Below are 13,801 nucleotides of genomic sequence, written 5' to 3'. Positions count from 1 at the left end.
GTCATCCGATGCTCCCTGGGGGGCTCGATGTCGGCGAGTGGCTCACGGAATCCCGGTACGGTTCCGGCACCTGAGGACGGAGCGAGGGATCGGCCGCGACGGCGCTACGGAACGCATCCTTGGCCTCGCTGTCACGGCCCTTCGCCGCCAGGATCTGCCCGATTTGCATATGGATCGTGGCCGCCTTCGGTTGGGCGGCTACGGCACGCTTCAGGAGTCCCACGGCCCGGTCGGGATCGCTCGACTTCAGCATCATCGCCTCGCTGAAGAGAGCCGACATGAATGACGGATCGATCTTCAGAGCCTTGTCGTAGGCGGCACGGGCCTCGAATGTGTTGCCGCTCGTCTGCGCGATGATGCCCAGGCCGTACCACGCGAACTTGTTGTCGGGGTCCAGGTCCAGTACGCGCCTGTAGGTTCGGGCGGCGCCTTGGGAATCCCTTCCTTGCTGCTGCTTAAGGGCGGTCTGCAGGAGCACGCCCGTTTCCCGGGTCTTCTGGGTCACCGACATGGCCTTGGATTCCGGGGGTGCGGCCGAGTCGGACTGAATCGTCCAGATGGTCACGCCGGTGACAACCGCCGCAGCTCCCGTGAGCCCTGTCCACAATCTCGTACGTTTCACTTTGTCACTTTTCGTGGAATAGTGAGGGACGGATGGGTGTGGCTGATCTCGGATCGCCGACACCGAACAGACCGTGGCGGTGCCAGCGATACCGGAGTCCGAACCACCGTCATTTCCGCCGACGTTACGAGGCCGTGCTGAAGACGCCGCCATTCGGCAGGCACTTGGGGCACGCAGACCACCCGAATGTACGCACCAAGCATGTCTTCGCCGAAACGCTCGGTCGGTACCTGCGCTTGCTCGGCGCGCGGTGGAGTCGGAGCCGGGCAGACCCAAGATCGGGGAACTTTCTGTGGTCGGGACGTCAGATCGCATGCATCCGCTGAGGGGCCGGGGCTGACAAGTGCCTCGAGTACGGTCGCTCAGATCGATGGAAAGGGCTGCTTCCGTCCCGCCTCTTTGCGTCGCTTTGAGTTGCTGGATACCGTCACGTATCGGTCATTTGTCACCGTTGAGTTGGATGGGACCCGTGAAGCCAACGATCTGCCTGAACATGATCGTCAAGGACGAAGCCCCGGTGATCCGACGCTGTCTTGAATCCGTAAGGCCCTTGATCGATATCTGGGTCATCGTGGACACGGGCTCGACCGACGGTACTCAGGACGTCATTCGCGACGTCTACCGCGATCTGCCCGGTGAACTGTACGAACGGCCCTGGAAAGGGTTTGACAGGAGTCGCAGTGAAGCGATCGAACTCGCCCGCACCAGTGCGGATTACCTGCTCTTTATCGACGCCGACGACATCATGGAGGTGCAACCCGGCTTTCGCGTACCGGAGTTGACCCTCGACGCCTACCGGATCGCAATTCACCATGGCTCCCTCACCCACTGGCGCACCACACTGGTTTCGACACGGCTGCCCTGGCGCTACGTGGGTGTCCTGCACGAGTACCTTGACTGCGGCTCGCGGCAGTTCATCCAAGGGACCCTCGAAGGTTTCAATATGCTCATCGTGGGCGGCGGGGGCCGCCTCAGGGGTGAGGGACTGCGGGAAAAGTACCTGCGCGATGCGGAGACCCTTCAGCAAGGTCTGGCCCAAGAGCCCGGCAACGCACGTTACGTTTTCTACCTTGCCCAGAGCTGGCGCGACGCCGATGAGCCGGAGAAGGCCCTCGAAACCTATGACCGTCGGGCCGCCATGGGCGGCTGGGGCGAGGAGGTCTTCTGTTCCCACCTCTATGCCGCACGGCTCGCCGAGCAGCTCCAGCGGCCGCTGGGCGAGGTGATGAACCGCTATCTTCGCGCGCACGAGAGCCGTCCCACACGCGCCGAAGCCCTCGGCGATCTCGCGCGCCTGGCCCGCATCAATGGGCCGCGATGGGAGGTTGCGTACAAGTCTGCGCAGCGTGCGGTGGTGATCCCGCGTCCCGACGACATCCTGTTCGTCGAGTTCGCCTGGTACGACTGGCGCGCGCTCGACGAACTCGCGATCTCCGCCTACTGGGTCGGAGAGTACGAGAAGTCGAAGAGATGCTGCGAACGCCTGCTCCAGGGCGGGAAGTTGCCTGCTGAGCAGCGCGAGCGTGTGGCGGAGAACCTTGAGTTCGCTCGGAGCAAGCTGCGCTCGAAGGTGCTCACGCCGTAGTGCTGTGGCGCCCGGTCCGCGCGTCACTGCGGGTGCGCGCGGACCGGGGCCGAACGAGGGAGCCGTGCCGAGCGGTGCGGCGGGGTCAGCCGGCGGCGATCGGTTCCCGCGGCCCGCCCGGCGCGGCGGTGTGCGCGTCCATGCGTTCCGCCGACAGGATCGCCGCGGCCGTGTCCGCGCGGGACGCCGCCACCACCAGGGCACGGCCCGCCAGCATGTGGGCGCGCCGGTGGAGTGCCGCGACGTGTCGCTCGCCCCCGTGTGCACTCCGCGCCGCACGGACCGGCGACCCCCCGCGCAGCCGTGCCACCTGTTCGGTGAGCCGCTCGGCGGCCGTGTCCAGGTCCGCGGAGGGTTCCAGCGTGCGCAGCTCGTCCGTCACGGTGAGCAGGGCCGCCAGATGTCCCGCGAGCTGGATGTCCAGCTCCTCCTCGCGCGAACGGTGCGGGAAGTCGGGGGTGGTGTCGGCCATCGTGTGGACCGACTTGGTGCGGATCGGTTCGTACATGGGACGGCCTTCCTGTGCTTCGACAGGAAGCCATCCTAGCTTAGATTTCGTCTAAAGTTGAGCGGGATCGCAAAAACCGCCCGACGATCACGCAAGGTCGGCATCAGGGCTGGCTGTATCCGTCCAGGAAGTCGCCGATCCGGGTGATCGCCGACGTCAGATCTCCCAGGGCCGGCAGCGTCACCACACGGAAGTGGTCGGGCTCGGGCCAGTTGAAGCCCGTTCCCTGGACGACCATGATCTTCTCGCGGCGCAGCAGGTCCAGGACCATCTGCCGGTCGTCCTTGATCTTGAAGACCTTGGGGTCGAGGCGGGGGAAGAGATACAGCGCGCCCTTCGGCTTCACACACGTCACACCGGGGATCTGCGTCAGCAGGTCGAAGGCCGCGTCCCGCTGCTCCTTCAGCCGCCCGCCCGGGAGTACCAGATCGTCGATCGTCTGGCGGCCGCTGAGCGCCGCCACCACGCCGTGCTGGCCCGGCATGTTGGCGCACAGCCGCATGTTCGCGAGGATCGTCAGTCCCTCGATGTACGACGCCGCGTGCGCCCGGGGACCCGAGATCGACATCCAGCCCACCCGGTACCCCGCCACCCGGTACGCCTTCGACATGCCGTTGAAGGTGAGGGTCAGCAGGTCCGGGGCCACCGCCGCCGTCGGGACGTGCCGCGCGCCGTCGTAAAGGATCTTGTCGTAGATCTCGTCGGAGCAGACGAGGAGGTTGTGCCGGCGTGCGATGTCCGTCAGTCCGCGGAGCGTCGCCTCGTCGTAGACGGCGCCCGTGGGGTTGTTGGGGTTGATGATGGCGATCGCCTTGGTGCGGTCCGTGATCTTGCGCTCCACGTCCGCCAGGTCGGGCATCCAGTCGGACTGCTCGTCGCAGCGGTAGTGCACGGCCGTGCCGCCCGACAGGGACACCGCCGCCGTCCACAGCGGGTAGTCGGGTGCGGGCACGAGCACCTCGTCGCCGTCGTCCAGCAGGCCCTGCATCGCCATCACGATCAGTTCGGAGACGCCGTTGCCGATGAAGACGTGCTCGACGTCCGTCTCGATGCCGAGGGTCTGGTTGTGCATCACGACCGCCCGGCGGGCCGCGAGCAGTCCCTTGGCGTCGCCGTAGCCGTGCGCCGTCGACACATTGCGGAGGATGTCCTCGAGGATCTCGGGCGGGCACTCGAAGCCGAAGGCGGCCGGGTTGCCGGTGTTCAGCTTGAGGATGCGGTGCCCCGCCGCCTCGAGCCGCATCGCCTCCTCGAGAACCGGGCCCCGGATCTCGTAGCAGACGTTGGCGAGCTTCGTGGACTGGATCACCTGCATGTCCGTGAGCTTACGGCCGAAGAACGCCACGCGCCGCGTGTTGTCCGCCACGTGGGACGCGGGGATTTGATCTGTTATCGGCGGTAACTGCATCGTGCGCCCCTCGCGCCCCTAGAATTCGCACCCATGGCATGGCAGCAGAAGCCCGGCGACGGGGCGTACGGCGCGAATGCCGCGGACAACGCGACGAGCGCCGATTCCGCCATTGGAGTGCAGCAGGGGAACGGCGAGGCCCAGGGTCCCCCGAACGTGTACCACCCGTACGTTGACACGACACCGGAGTACGAGGCGTACGCCGACCCCGCGGCCGCCCACGGCTGGCAGAACGCCTACGACGAGACACGTGAACTGCCCACGATCCCCGACGCCCCCGACCCCGTGGTGCCGCGTTCGGGGACCGGTTCGCGGCGCCGGGGGCGGCCCGCGGCGCGCCGCCCCCGGCTGCCTCGCCGTGCGGCCGTCGCGCTCGGCGCCATCGGTGCGCTCGGCGCCGTAGGTGTCGCTGCGGCGCTCGCCGGGAGCTTCGGATCCGGCTCGTCCGGGGCGCCGGGGGACACCGGGCAGCCGGCGCGGCCGAAGGACGCGCCCTCCGCGTCGACCACGGACGGTCCCGCCTCCGGCGCCGAGCCGTCCGGCTCCGACGGCTCGGCCACCGGCCCGAAGGCGTCTCCCGCACGTAGCGCCCGGGCGAGCACCGCCCCCACGGAGAGCCGGGCCGGGACGCCGTCCTCCCCTGCCTCGAGCACACAGGCTCCGTCCGTGTCGCCCTCTGCCACCGTGACCGCGCCGGGCGACTCCGGCAGCGGGCCCGGCCATGGGCGCGGGGCCACCAAACACCCCAGGTAGGCGAGCCGCGACGAGTTCCAGAGGCCGGACGGCTTCGGCCCGGCCGAAAACCGCTCCTTGTCCGGGCATGCCCCTCCATTGAAGATGCGCATGACAAATGGGGTCGGTCGGAGGACCTCCGGCCGGCCCCGTCACCGCAATCTCCTCAAGAGGGGACCCCCACATGAGAAAGCCTCTCGTTGCCGCGTTCTTCGCTCTGGTGATCGCCGGAGCCGGTGCGGCACCGGCGGTCGCGGAACCCCGGCCCGGGACGACGGCCACGGCCTCCGGGACGGCCACGATCCGGGCCGTCGACTTCGCCGGCACCGTCTCGCTCAGCAACTGCTCCGGCTCCGTCGTCCGCTTCCCGCGCTCCGCGGACGGCGACCCGGCGCTCGTGCTCACCAACGGCCACTGCCTGGAGACGGGCTTCCCGGAGCCCGGTGAGGTGATCGTCGACCAGTCCTCCCGCCGCTCCTTCGGCCTGCTCGACTCGGCCGGCACCCGGGTCGCGACGCTCCGCGCGAGCAAGGTCGCCTACTCGACCATGACCGACACGGACGTCACGATCTACCAGCTCACCCGCACGTATGCGCAGATCCGGAGCTCGTACGGGATCAGCGCGCTCACCCTCGCCGACGCGCATCCGGTCGCCGGCACCGCCATCAAGGTCGTCTCCGGCTACTGGAAGCGGATCTACAGCTGCGCCATCGACGGGTTCGTGTACCGGCTGAAGGAGGGCGACTGGACCTGGAAGGACTCGGTCCGCTACACCTCCGCCTGCAACACCATCGGCGGCACATCGGGGTCCCCCGTGATCGACAACGCCACCGGAAAGGTCGTCGCCGTCAACAACACGGGCAACGAGGACGGCGAGACCTGCACCGTGAACAACCCCTGCGAGGTCGACCCGAACGGCGATGTGACCGTTCGTCAGGGCATCAACTACGCCGAGGAGACGTACCAGATCCCGGCGTGCTTCGGGACCGGCAACAAGCTCGATCTGAGCGCGAGCGGGTGCACCCTGCCCAGACCGTAGGACGCGCCGGGCGAGCGGTCATACGGCAGTCCGGCGGACCGCTCGCCCGGCGAGCACATCCGTCCTGCGTCCGTCCTCGATCACGAAACGGCCGTCGACCAGGACGTACGGGATGCCTGTGGGAAACGTGCGCGGCCGCTCGAACGTGGCGCCCGCGGCGACCGTGGCCGGGTCGAAGAGAACCAGGTCGGCACGGTAACCCTCGCGGACCAGACCGCGGTCCGGCAGCCGCAGCCGGGCCGCGGGGCGCGAGGTGAGGTGCGCGACGCACTCCTCCAGCGACAGCACCCCCAACTCCCTCACGTACCGGCCGAGATAGTGCGGGAAGGTGCCGTACGCGCGCGGGTGCGGTTTCGTGCCCTGCAGGATGCCGTCGGAGCCGCCGGTGTGGACCGGGTGCCGCATGATCGCCCGCACGTTCTCCTCGTGGCCCACGTGCTGCAGGATCGTGGAGCCCAGCCGGTCCTCGACCAGCAGGCGGCGGGCCGTCGTCCACGGGGCCTCCCGGCGCAGGTCCGCCGACTCCTGAACGGTCCTGCCGACGTACGACGCGAGCCCCGGGTCGCTCGCCCCCGAGATCTCGATCGTGTCCCACTCGATGGGCACGCCGTGGCAGCCGTCGGAGCCGACGACCTCCATGCCGTGCCGGATCCGCTCGGCCACCGCACCGTCGGCGAGCCGGCGGAGGATCTCCTCGGGACCACCCTCGCTCGCCCAGCTCGGCAGCATCGCCGCCAGCGTTGTCGAGCCCGGTGTGTAGGGGTAGGTGTCCAGCGTGATGTCCGCGCCCGCCGCCAGCGCCGCGTCGAGCAGGGCCAGCAGCTCGGGGGCGCGGTCCTTGTTCACACCGAAGTTCATGGTGGCGTGCGCGAGGTGCAGCGGGCAGCCGGCCTCACGGGCCAGGGTCACCATCTCCTCGTACGCCTCCAGGGCCCCCGCCCCGTAACTGCGGTGGTGCGGGCAGTAGTAGCCGCCGTACGAGGCCACCACCCGGCACAGTTCGGTGAGTTCGGCGTCCTTGGCGTACATGCCGGGGGTATAGGTGAGCCCGGACGACATACCGACCGCGCCCTGCTCCATCCCCTCCGTGACCAGCTGCCGCATCCGGTCCAGCTCCGGGGGTGTCGCCTCCCGGTCCTCCCAGCCGACGGCCAGCATCCGCACCGTGCCCTGCGGGATCAGATAGGCGGCGTTGACGGCGATGCCCTGGTCCAGCCGGTCCAGGTACTCGCCCACGGACCGCCAGGTGAAGTCGATGTCGTCGCCGTACCCGTTCCAGCCGGTGATCGCGCGGCGCACCTCGGCGAGCGTGCGGTCGTCGACCGGGGCGTAGGACAGCCCGTCCTGCCCGATGACCTCGAGCGTGACGCCCTGCGCTGCCTTGGCGCTGTGGTCCGGGTCGCGCAGCAGGGCGAGATCGCTGTGGGCGTGCATGTCGATGAAGCCGGGGCAGAGGACCAGGCCCTCGGCGTCCAGCTCTCGGCGGGCCTCGGGGCGCTGGCAGCCGGCCGCTGCGGCCTCCTTGACGACGGAGACGATCCTGCCGCCGTGGACGACCACGTCGGCGCGGTAGGAGGGCTCCCCGCTGCCGTCCACGACGTCCGCGTCCCGGATGACGAGCTCTTCCACGCCGGACCTCCTAGAAGAACGTGCGGATGTAGTCGACGACCGTGCCGTCCGCCTCGGCCACCGGGATCAGCTGCCACTTGTCGAAGGACGTGCACGGGTGGGACAGGCCCATGCCGAGCCAGTCGCCGACCTCGACGTCCGCCTCGGGGGCCGTACGGAGCCAGGCGTGCTGGTCGGAGAGGGCGGTCACCGAGACGCCGGTGGCCGGCCGCTCCTCGCCGTCCCGGCGCACCACCTGGGCGAAGGGCAGGTCCAGGTCGTATGCCGCGTCCCGCTTGCCCGCATTGGCGAAGGCCTGCTCCGGAGAGGGCCGCGACACCACCTGGGCCCACAGGCGGAACGCCGGCTCCAGCGCGCCCTCCTCGGAAACGCGCCCGAACGGAGTCAGCTTGCGGTAGTGGCCGTCGTCGTGTGAGACATAGGCACCCGAGCGCAGCAACTTCAGTACCGGAGCCGACAGTTCCGGGATCTCCGCGAAGACGTCCGCCACCGCGTCGAACCAGGCGCTGCCGCCCGCGCTCACCACGATCTCGTCGAGCCCCGCGAAGCGGCCCGCCTTGTCGAAGTCCGCCGCGAGTGCGGTCAGCCGGCGCAGCCAGGCGTGCACGCGGTCCGGGTCCGCCTGCGGCACCTCGCCCTCGTACCCGGCGACGCCCACCAGCCGCAGCGTCCGCGTGGCCGCCACCGCGTCCGCGACCGCCGCGCACTCCTCCTCCGTACGCACGCCGGTGCGCGCGCCCTCGCCGGCCGCCAGCTCCACCACGACGTCCACGGGGCGCCGGGTGCCCGTCAGCGCCGCGTCCATCAGCTCGACGCCGCGCACCGAGTCGACGTAGCAGATGAAGCGGACGTCGTCGTCCGCGGCGAGCTCGGCCGCGAGCCGGCGCAGGGCCGCGGCATCGACCAGTTCGTTCGCGAGGAAGATGCGCCGGATGCCGAAGTGCCGTGCGACCCACACCTGGTGAGGGACCGCGAGGGTGATGCCCCAGGCGCCGTTCTCGATCTGGCGGTGGAAGAGCTGGGGTGCCATGGACGTCTTGCCGTGCGGCGCGAACGCGAGTCCGTGACGGGTCGTGTACGTCTGCATCAGCCGGAGGTTGTGCCGGAGACGTTCGGCGGAGAGGGTGAGGAGCGGGGTGGTGAAGCCACCCGTGAAGAGGTTGCGGCGCTCGCCCGCCAGTTGGGCGAGTGTCAGGCCCTCCGCGTCCGGCGGAAGGCCCTTGAAGCGGTGGTCGACGCGTTCCGCCATGAGGGCGGCGAGGCGTTCTGCGGAGGTAGCGGCGTCCATGGGGCCTCCCTGACGAGGTTCGTTGCATCGGGTGCAACACCCGTTGCGTATCTCGCTTGATGCTGTCTAACATCCCGGCCAACGCGAGGTCAACGGAGCCGCCGTAAGCCTCCCCGTTCAAGACGAGGAGTCATCACCGTCGTGACCGCCATCGGCCCGCCCATCGCCCCGGACGTCGTGGACGTCGTCGCGCTCGGCGAGTCCATGGTCACGTTCCTGCCCTCCCGTCCGGGGCGCCTCGCCGACGTTCCCTCCTTCGAGCGCGCCATCGGGGGCGCGGAGTCCAACGTGGCGTGCATGCTGGCGGCCGCCGGCCACTCCGCGCGCTGGGTCGGCAGGCTCGGGGCGGACGGCTTCGGCGACCATCTGGTCGAGTCGATCGGGGCGTACGGGGTCGACGTCGGGTTCGTCCGGCGTGACCCTGGGCGTCCGACCGGGATCTACTTCCGCACGGCGGGGGACCGGGCCACCGACGCCCACGAGGTGGCGTACTACCGCGTGGGGTCGGCCGCCTCGGCGATGGCGGTGGGGAACACGGACCTGGAGGCGGTGTGGGCCGGCCGTGTGTTGCACCTGTCCGGGATCACGGCGGCGCTGTCGGGCGGCTGCCTCGACCTCGTGCGGGAGCTGACGGCACCCCGGCCCGGTCGTCCCCTCGTCTCCTTCGACGTCAACCACCGCCCCGGACTGTGGCGGAGCGCCGACGGGCCGCGGGTGCTGCTGGAGCTCGCGCGCGGTGCCGACATCGTGTTCGTCGGGGACGACGAGGCCCGTGAGGCATGGGGGCTGCACGGCGCCCGCGCGATCCGGGAGGCGCTGCCGGAGCCGGAGATCGTGGTCGTCAAGCAGGGCAGGGGCGGGGCGACGGCGCTCGACAAAGACACCGACGGCATGTGCGAGGACGCCACGGGCACCGCCACTTTCGTACCTGCTCTGCACGTCGACGTCATGGCCGCCGTCGGTGCCGGGGACGCCTTCGCCGCCGGTTTCCTCTCCGCCACGCTGCGCGGGCTCCCCGTCCGCGACCGCCTCCGCCACGGCCACCTCATGGCCGCCGCCGCCCTCACCGTCCCCGGCGACCTCGCCGCCCCTCCCGCGCGCGACCACGCCGACCGCCTGGCCGCACTGGACGACGCCGGGTGGGGGACACTTCGACTCGGCCCCGGTTGGACCGAAGCCGACACACGGGCCGTGGAGGAGGTACGTACGCCATGAGCCAGACCGTCGACCGGGCGCTGAGCATCCTGCCGCTGCTCGCCGAGGGGCCCGCCGATCTCGGACAGGTCGCCGAACGGCTCGGCGTGCACAAGTCCACCGCCCTGCGTCTGCTGCGCACCCTGCACGAACACGGCCTGGTCTACCGCCAGTCCGACCAGCGCTACCGCCTCGGTGCCCGGCTCTTCGCCCTGGCCCAGCAGGCCGTGGAGAACCTCGACATCCGCGAGATCGCCCACCCCCACCTCGTGCGCCTGAACGAGGAGTGCGGGCACACCGTCCACCTCGCGGTCCACGAGGAGAACGAAGTCCTCTACATCGACAAGGTGGAGAGCCGCTACCCGGTGCGGATGTACTCCCGGATCGGGAAGCCGGTGGCCATCACCGTCGCGGCCGTCGCCAAGCTCCTCCTCGCCGATCTGCCCGAGCCCGAGCGCCGCGCCGTCGTGGACAAGCTCGACTATCCGCTGTACACGGCCCGTTCGACGCCGAACGCCGCCGCCTTCCTGAAGGAGCTGGCGATCGTGCGCGAGCAGGGCTGGGCCACCGACCTCGGCGGTCACGAGGAGTCGATCAACTGCGTCGCCGCCCCCGTCCGCGGCGCCGACGGCCGGGCCGTGGCGGCGATGTCGGTCTCGGCGCCCAACGTCGTCGTCACCGCCGAGGAACTCCTCGGCCTGCTCCCGCTGGTGCGCCGTACCGCGGACGCCATCAGCCGGGAGTACTCCGGCAACACCGTTCCTAATCAGTGAGCAGGCTACGTGGGTCTTCCGGCCGGACTCCTCATCGAGATCGACGCGCTGGCCGTCCTCGGCTGACGCGGCGCCCGAACACCCACCCCCGCGTCCGTCACGGCACGGCGCCCCCACCCCACACCGGTGGCCTGCCAGCCTTCATCCACGGCGCTGCCGGCCTGCTCACCGTCGGGCATCGCGCTGCTGCTCGTCCTGATCACCACCTTCGGCATCAGTGAGCGCGACACGCTGAAGACCTGGACGGTACTGGAGTCGGTTCTTTCGGTGGCAGGCTTCGCGGTGGCCGCCGTGGTGAGCGTCTTCGTATAGCGCGGTTTCGTATAACGATGCAGGGGCCGGCTGTGTCGGACACAGCGTCTTGGACCATACTGCCCGCTGTGGAGCAGCGCATTGGTTCGAGCAGCCAGCCCCTGGACGGCGCCGGAATCGACCCGGCCTTCATCCCCGGGCTCACCTCCCCAGCGTCCACCGCCGAGTCGGAGGACAAGCCGGACGTCACCGTGCCCGAGGAGACGGCCCCGGTCGAGGACCGGGACTCCGAAGCGGTCCCCGCCGCGGTGGCGGACGCGGAGGATGAGCCGGACGCCGACGACGAGCCGGACGCGTACGACGCGCCGGAGGCGGAGCCCGAGGAGGGCTCCGCCTCCGACGGCCCGGTCTTCGAGGCGTCCGACCGCCGTGCCCGGATCGTCGCGGACCACAGCGGTGTCCGGCTCCGCCTGGACGACCAGGCGTGCGAGTTCCGCTGGGACGAGATCGGCGCCGTGGAGACGGAGACCGCCCGCTTCGGGAAGCGGTTCACGGTCACCGTGCACACGCCCGAACGCCGGTGGTACCCCATCGAGATCGAGGCCGACTCCCGCTCGCGCTTCCAGGAGTGGGAGAACCGGCTCGACGCGGTCCTGGACGCCTACTTCGAGGACGGCGCGGAGGAACCCGCCACCCTCGAGAAGGCCGACGACTGACACGGGCCGCCCGCAGCCGCGGTCTCGCGGTGCAGGACGCACCCCGACACGCCCAGGGCCCCGGCCGCACGCCTCGCGGCCGGGGCCCGTTTTCCCGTCTCCGGATCAGCGCAGTGTGCGCCACCTCGTGCTCGTGGCGACGGCCCTGGAGACGGAGCCGCCGGGTGCGCCCCGCGTGCTGCCGGCTCGACCGCCGCCGTCCGGGGGTCGACGGGGCCGGCGTCGGCGGCGCGCCGCTCGCGGGCGCCGACGAGCGCCTTCACCCGGGAGGGGCCGCGCGGACGGGGACGGCCGGTCCGTGACCGCCCGTCCCCGTGAGATGACCCCAGCCTGCCGTCACGGCAGTGCGTGTACGTGCGGGCCCACCGCGTTCGACCACGCGTTGCCCGACGCCGCGTCCCAGTTGGTCGACCACGTCATCGCGCCGCGCAGGTCCGGGTATGTCTTCGACGGCTTGAAGGAGCCGCAACCGGTGCCCTTGGCCAGGCAGTCCAGCGCGTTGTTCACCACCGTCGGCGACACATAGCCGCTGCCCGCCCCGCTGGGCGAGGCCGGGACGCCCAGGCCGACCTGGGACGGGGACAGGCCGCCCTCGAGCTGGATGCAGGCGAGGGCCGTCAGGAAGTCCACCGAACCCTGGCTGTAGACCCTGCCGTCGCAGCCCAGCATCGAGCCGCTGTTGTAGTACTGGGTGTTGACGACGGTCAGGATGTCCTTGATGTTCAGCGCCGTCTGGAAGTACCCGTTCGACGTCGACTGCATGTCTATCGTCTGCGGGGCCATCGTGATGATCAGCGACGAGCCGGCCCTGGACGACAGCTGCCTCAGCGCCTGCGACATGTACGTCGCGTTCAGGCCGTTCTCCAGGTCGATGTCCACGCCGTCGAAGCCGTACGTCTGCATCAGCGAGTAGAGCGAGTTGGCGAAGTTCGCCGCCGAGGCGGAGTCGTTCACCGACACCGTGCCGTTCTGGCCGCCCACCGAGACGACGACCTTCTTCCCGGCCGCCTGCTTCGCCCTGATGTCCGCCTTGAACTGGTCCACGGTGTAGCCGCCGAGACCGGACGAGTCCAGGTTGAAGGTCACCGCTCCCGGTGTGCCGGTCGCGTCCGCGAACGCCACCGCGACGATGTCGTACTGCGACGGGACGTCCGAGATCCTCTGGACCGTCGCGCCGTTGTCGAAGTTCTGCCAGTAGCCCGTCACCGCGTGCCTGGGGAGTCCTCCGTTTCCTCCTCCGCCGGTCGCGGCGGTGGTCGCCGTCACCGTCGCCGACTTCGCCGACTCGCCCGCCGTGTTCGTCGCCGTCACCTGGAAGGAGTACGACGTCGAGGGCGACAGGCCCGTCACGGTCGCCGACGTCCCGGTCACGGCGGCGACCTTGGTGCCGCTTCGGTACACGTTGTAGCCGGTCGCGCCCGAGACTGCGTTCCAGGCCAGGGAGACGGAGGAGGACGTGGTGGCGGACACCGCGAGGCCCGAGGGGGTCGCGGGCACGGTCGGGGACGGATCACCGCCTCCGCCACCGTCCGGGCCGAACACCGACACGTCGTCCGCGTAGTACGCCGCCTGCCCGTACCAGCCGTGCAGGTACACCGTCACCGACGTCGTCGAGGCACCGGTGGTGAACGTCGTCGACAACTGCTTCCAGCTCGCCGAGTCGGGAGTCCAGGTCGACACGTCCGTCGTGCCCGTGCCCGTCGCCCCCAGGAAGGTGTACCCGCCCTGCACCCAGGCGTCGAGCGTGTACGTCGAGTTGGGCTTCACCGCCACCGTCTGTGCGCACTGTGCGTAGTCCTGGCCGGCCGGTGTCGCCTTCAGTGCGGCCGCGCCGCCGTGCACCGGCGACGACACCGTCGTGCCGCTGCCGGCCGAACAGGTCCAGTTGCCCAGGCCCGACTCGAAGCCGGAGTTCCTGGCGTTGTTCACATCCGCGGCTGCCGCGTTACCGGCGCTCAGCAAGGAGAGGGCGAGCGCGGCGACGGCGGCTGCGGCGAAGGTCCGTCCGGGGCGGAGCATGCCTGTAGCGCGGTCCACTGGGGCCTCCGATGGGGG

Annotated in this window: 13 protein-coding genes; 7 read left to right on the top strand and 6 right to left on the bottom strand. The window is 70.2% G+C overall.

Features of this window, described 5'->3' with window-relative positions; genetic code table 11:
- Position 1: 1 nt before the first annotated feature.
- Entirely contained in the window at positions 2 to 565 is a 564-nt protein-coding gene (locus VXC91_RS03955; protein WP_329505103.1) for a tetratricopeptide repeat protein, read from the bottom strand.
- A 526-nt stretch (positions 566 to 1,091) separates the two neighbouring features.
- On the opposite strand from VXC91_RS03955, the gene VXC91_RS03950 reads away from it, so the two are divergent.
- Positions 1,092 to 2,207, top strand: coding sequence for a tetratricopeptide repeat-containing glycosyltransferase (locus tag VXC91_RS03950; protein ID WP_329505102.1), 1,116 nt, complete (start codon positions 1,092 to 1,094; stop codon positions 2,205 to 2,207).
- Between the two features lie 85 nt (positions 2,208 to 2,292).
- Here VXC91_RS03950 and VXC91_RS03945 read toward each other — a convergent pair whose 3' ends face one another.
- A complete protein-coding gene (locus tag VXC91_RS03945) occupies positions 2,293 to 2,715 on the bottom strand; it encodes an SCO4983 family protein (protein ID WP_329505100.1) in 423 nt (140 codons plus the stop codon).
- Between the two features lie 103 nt (positions 2,716 to 2,818).
- On the bottom strand, positions 2,819 to 4,030 hold the full coding sequence (locus VXC91_RS03940; protein ID WP_329505110.1) for a pyridoxal phosphate-dependent aminotransferase: 1,212 nt from the start codon (positions 4,028 to 4,030) through the stop codon (positions 2,819 to 2,821).
- A gap of 126 nt (positions 4,031 to 4,156) precedes the next feature.
- Between VXC91_RS03940 and VXC91_RS03935 the strand changes: the two genes are divergently transcribed.
- Together VXC91_RS03935 and VXC91_RS03930 are read left to right on the top strand one after the other, a co-directional pair.
- Positions 4,157 to 4,876: a hypothetical protein gene (locus VXC91_RS03935; RefSeq protein ID WP_329505099.1), complete on the top strand. Its 720-nt coding sequence runs from the start codon at positions 4,157 to 4,159 to the stop codon at positions 4,874 to 4,876.
- Positions 4,877 to 5,039: 163 nt separating this feature from the next.
- Positions 5,040 to 5,894, top strand: a complete 855-nt coding sequence (locus VXC91_RS03930; protein ID WP_329505097.1) for a S1 family peptidase — start codon at positions 5,040 to 5,042, stop codon at positions 5,892 to 5,894.
- 18 nt (positions 5,895 to 5,912) lie between these two features.
- Here the strand turns inward: VXC91_RS03930 and VXC91_RS03925 are convergent, their stop codons facing one another.
- Complete coding sequence (locus VXC91_RS03925) at positions 5,913 to 7,523, bottom strand: N-acyl-D-amino-acid deacylase family protein (protein WP_329505095.1); 1,611 nt, start codon at positions 7,521 to 7,523, stop codon at positions 5,913 to 5,915.
- A 10-nt stretch (positions 7,524 to 7,533) separates the two neighbouring features.
- Positions 7,534 to 8,811 (bottom strand): amino acid deaminase, encoded by a 1,278-nt coding sequence (locus tag VXC91_RS03920; protein ID WP_329505094.1) that lies wholly within the window; start codon positions 8,809 to 8,811, stop codon positions 7,534 to 7,536.
- Between the two features lie 132 nt (positions 8,812 to 8,943).
- On the opposite strand from VXC91_RS03920, the gene VXC91_RS03915 reads away from it, so the two are divergent.
- The 4 genes from VXC91_RS03915 (at position 8,944) to VXC91_RS03900 (ending at position 11,746) form a co-directional block, all read left to right on the top strand.
- Positions 8,944 to 10,026 (top strand): sugar kinase, encoded by a 1,083-nt coding sequence (locus tag VXC91_RS03915; RefSeq protein ID WP_408057327.1) that lies wholly within the window; start codon positions 8,944 to 8,946, stop codon positions 10,024 to 10,026.
- Positions 10,023 to 10,778 (top strand): IclR family transcriptional regulator, encoded by a 756-nt coding sequence (locus VXC91_RS03910; protein ID WP_329505092.1) that lies wholly within the window; start codon positions 10,023 to 10,025, stop codon positions 10,776 to 10,778. Before VXC91_RS03915 ends, VXC91_RS03910 begins: the two co-directional genes overlap by 4 nt.
- A gap of 126 nt (positions 10,779 to 10,904) precedes the next feature.
- A complete protein-coding gene (locus VXC91_RS03905; protein ID WP_329505111.1) occupies positions 10,905 to 11,090 on the top strand; it encodes a hypothetical protein in 186 nt (61 codons plus the stop codon).
- Between the two features lie 68 nt (positions 11,091 to 11,158).
- The gene (locus VXC91_RS03900) at positions 11,159 to 11,746 is read left to right on the top strand and encodes a hypothetical protein (protein WP_329505091.1); all 588 of its coding nucleotides are present in this window, start codon (positions 11,159 to 11,161) and stop codon (positions 11,744 to 11,746) included.
- A 336-nt stretch (positions 11,747 to 12,082) separates the two neighbouring features.
- Here VXC91_RS03900 and VXC91_RS03895 read toward each other — a convergent pair whose 3' ends face one another.
- Positions 12,083 to 13,765 carry a chitinase gene (locus tag VXC91_RS03895; RefSeq protein ID WP_329505089.1) on the bottom strand — a complete coding sequence of 561 codons (1,683 nt, stop codon included), beginning with the start codon at positions 13,763 to 13,765 and terminating at the stop codon, positions 12,083 to 12,085.
- Positions 13,766 to 13,801 lie beyond the last annotated feature (36 nt).

The sequence above is a fragment of the Streptomyces chiangmaiensis genome (genome assembly GCF_036281785.1).
GTDB lineage: Bacteria > Actinomycetota > Actinomycetes > Streptomycetales > Streptomycetaceae > Streptomyces > Streptomyces chiangmaiensis.
The sequence above is the reverse complement of the archived record's forward strand: the minus strand, read 5'-3'. Positions and strand labels throughout refer to the sequence as shown.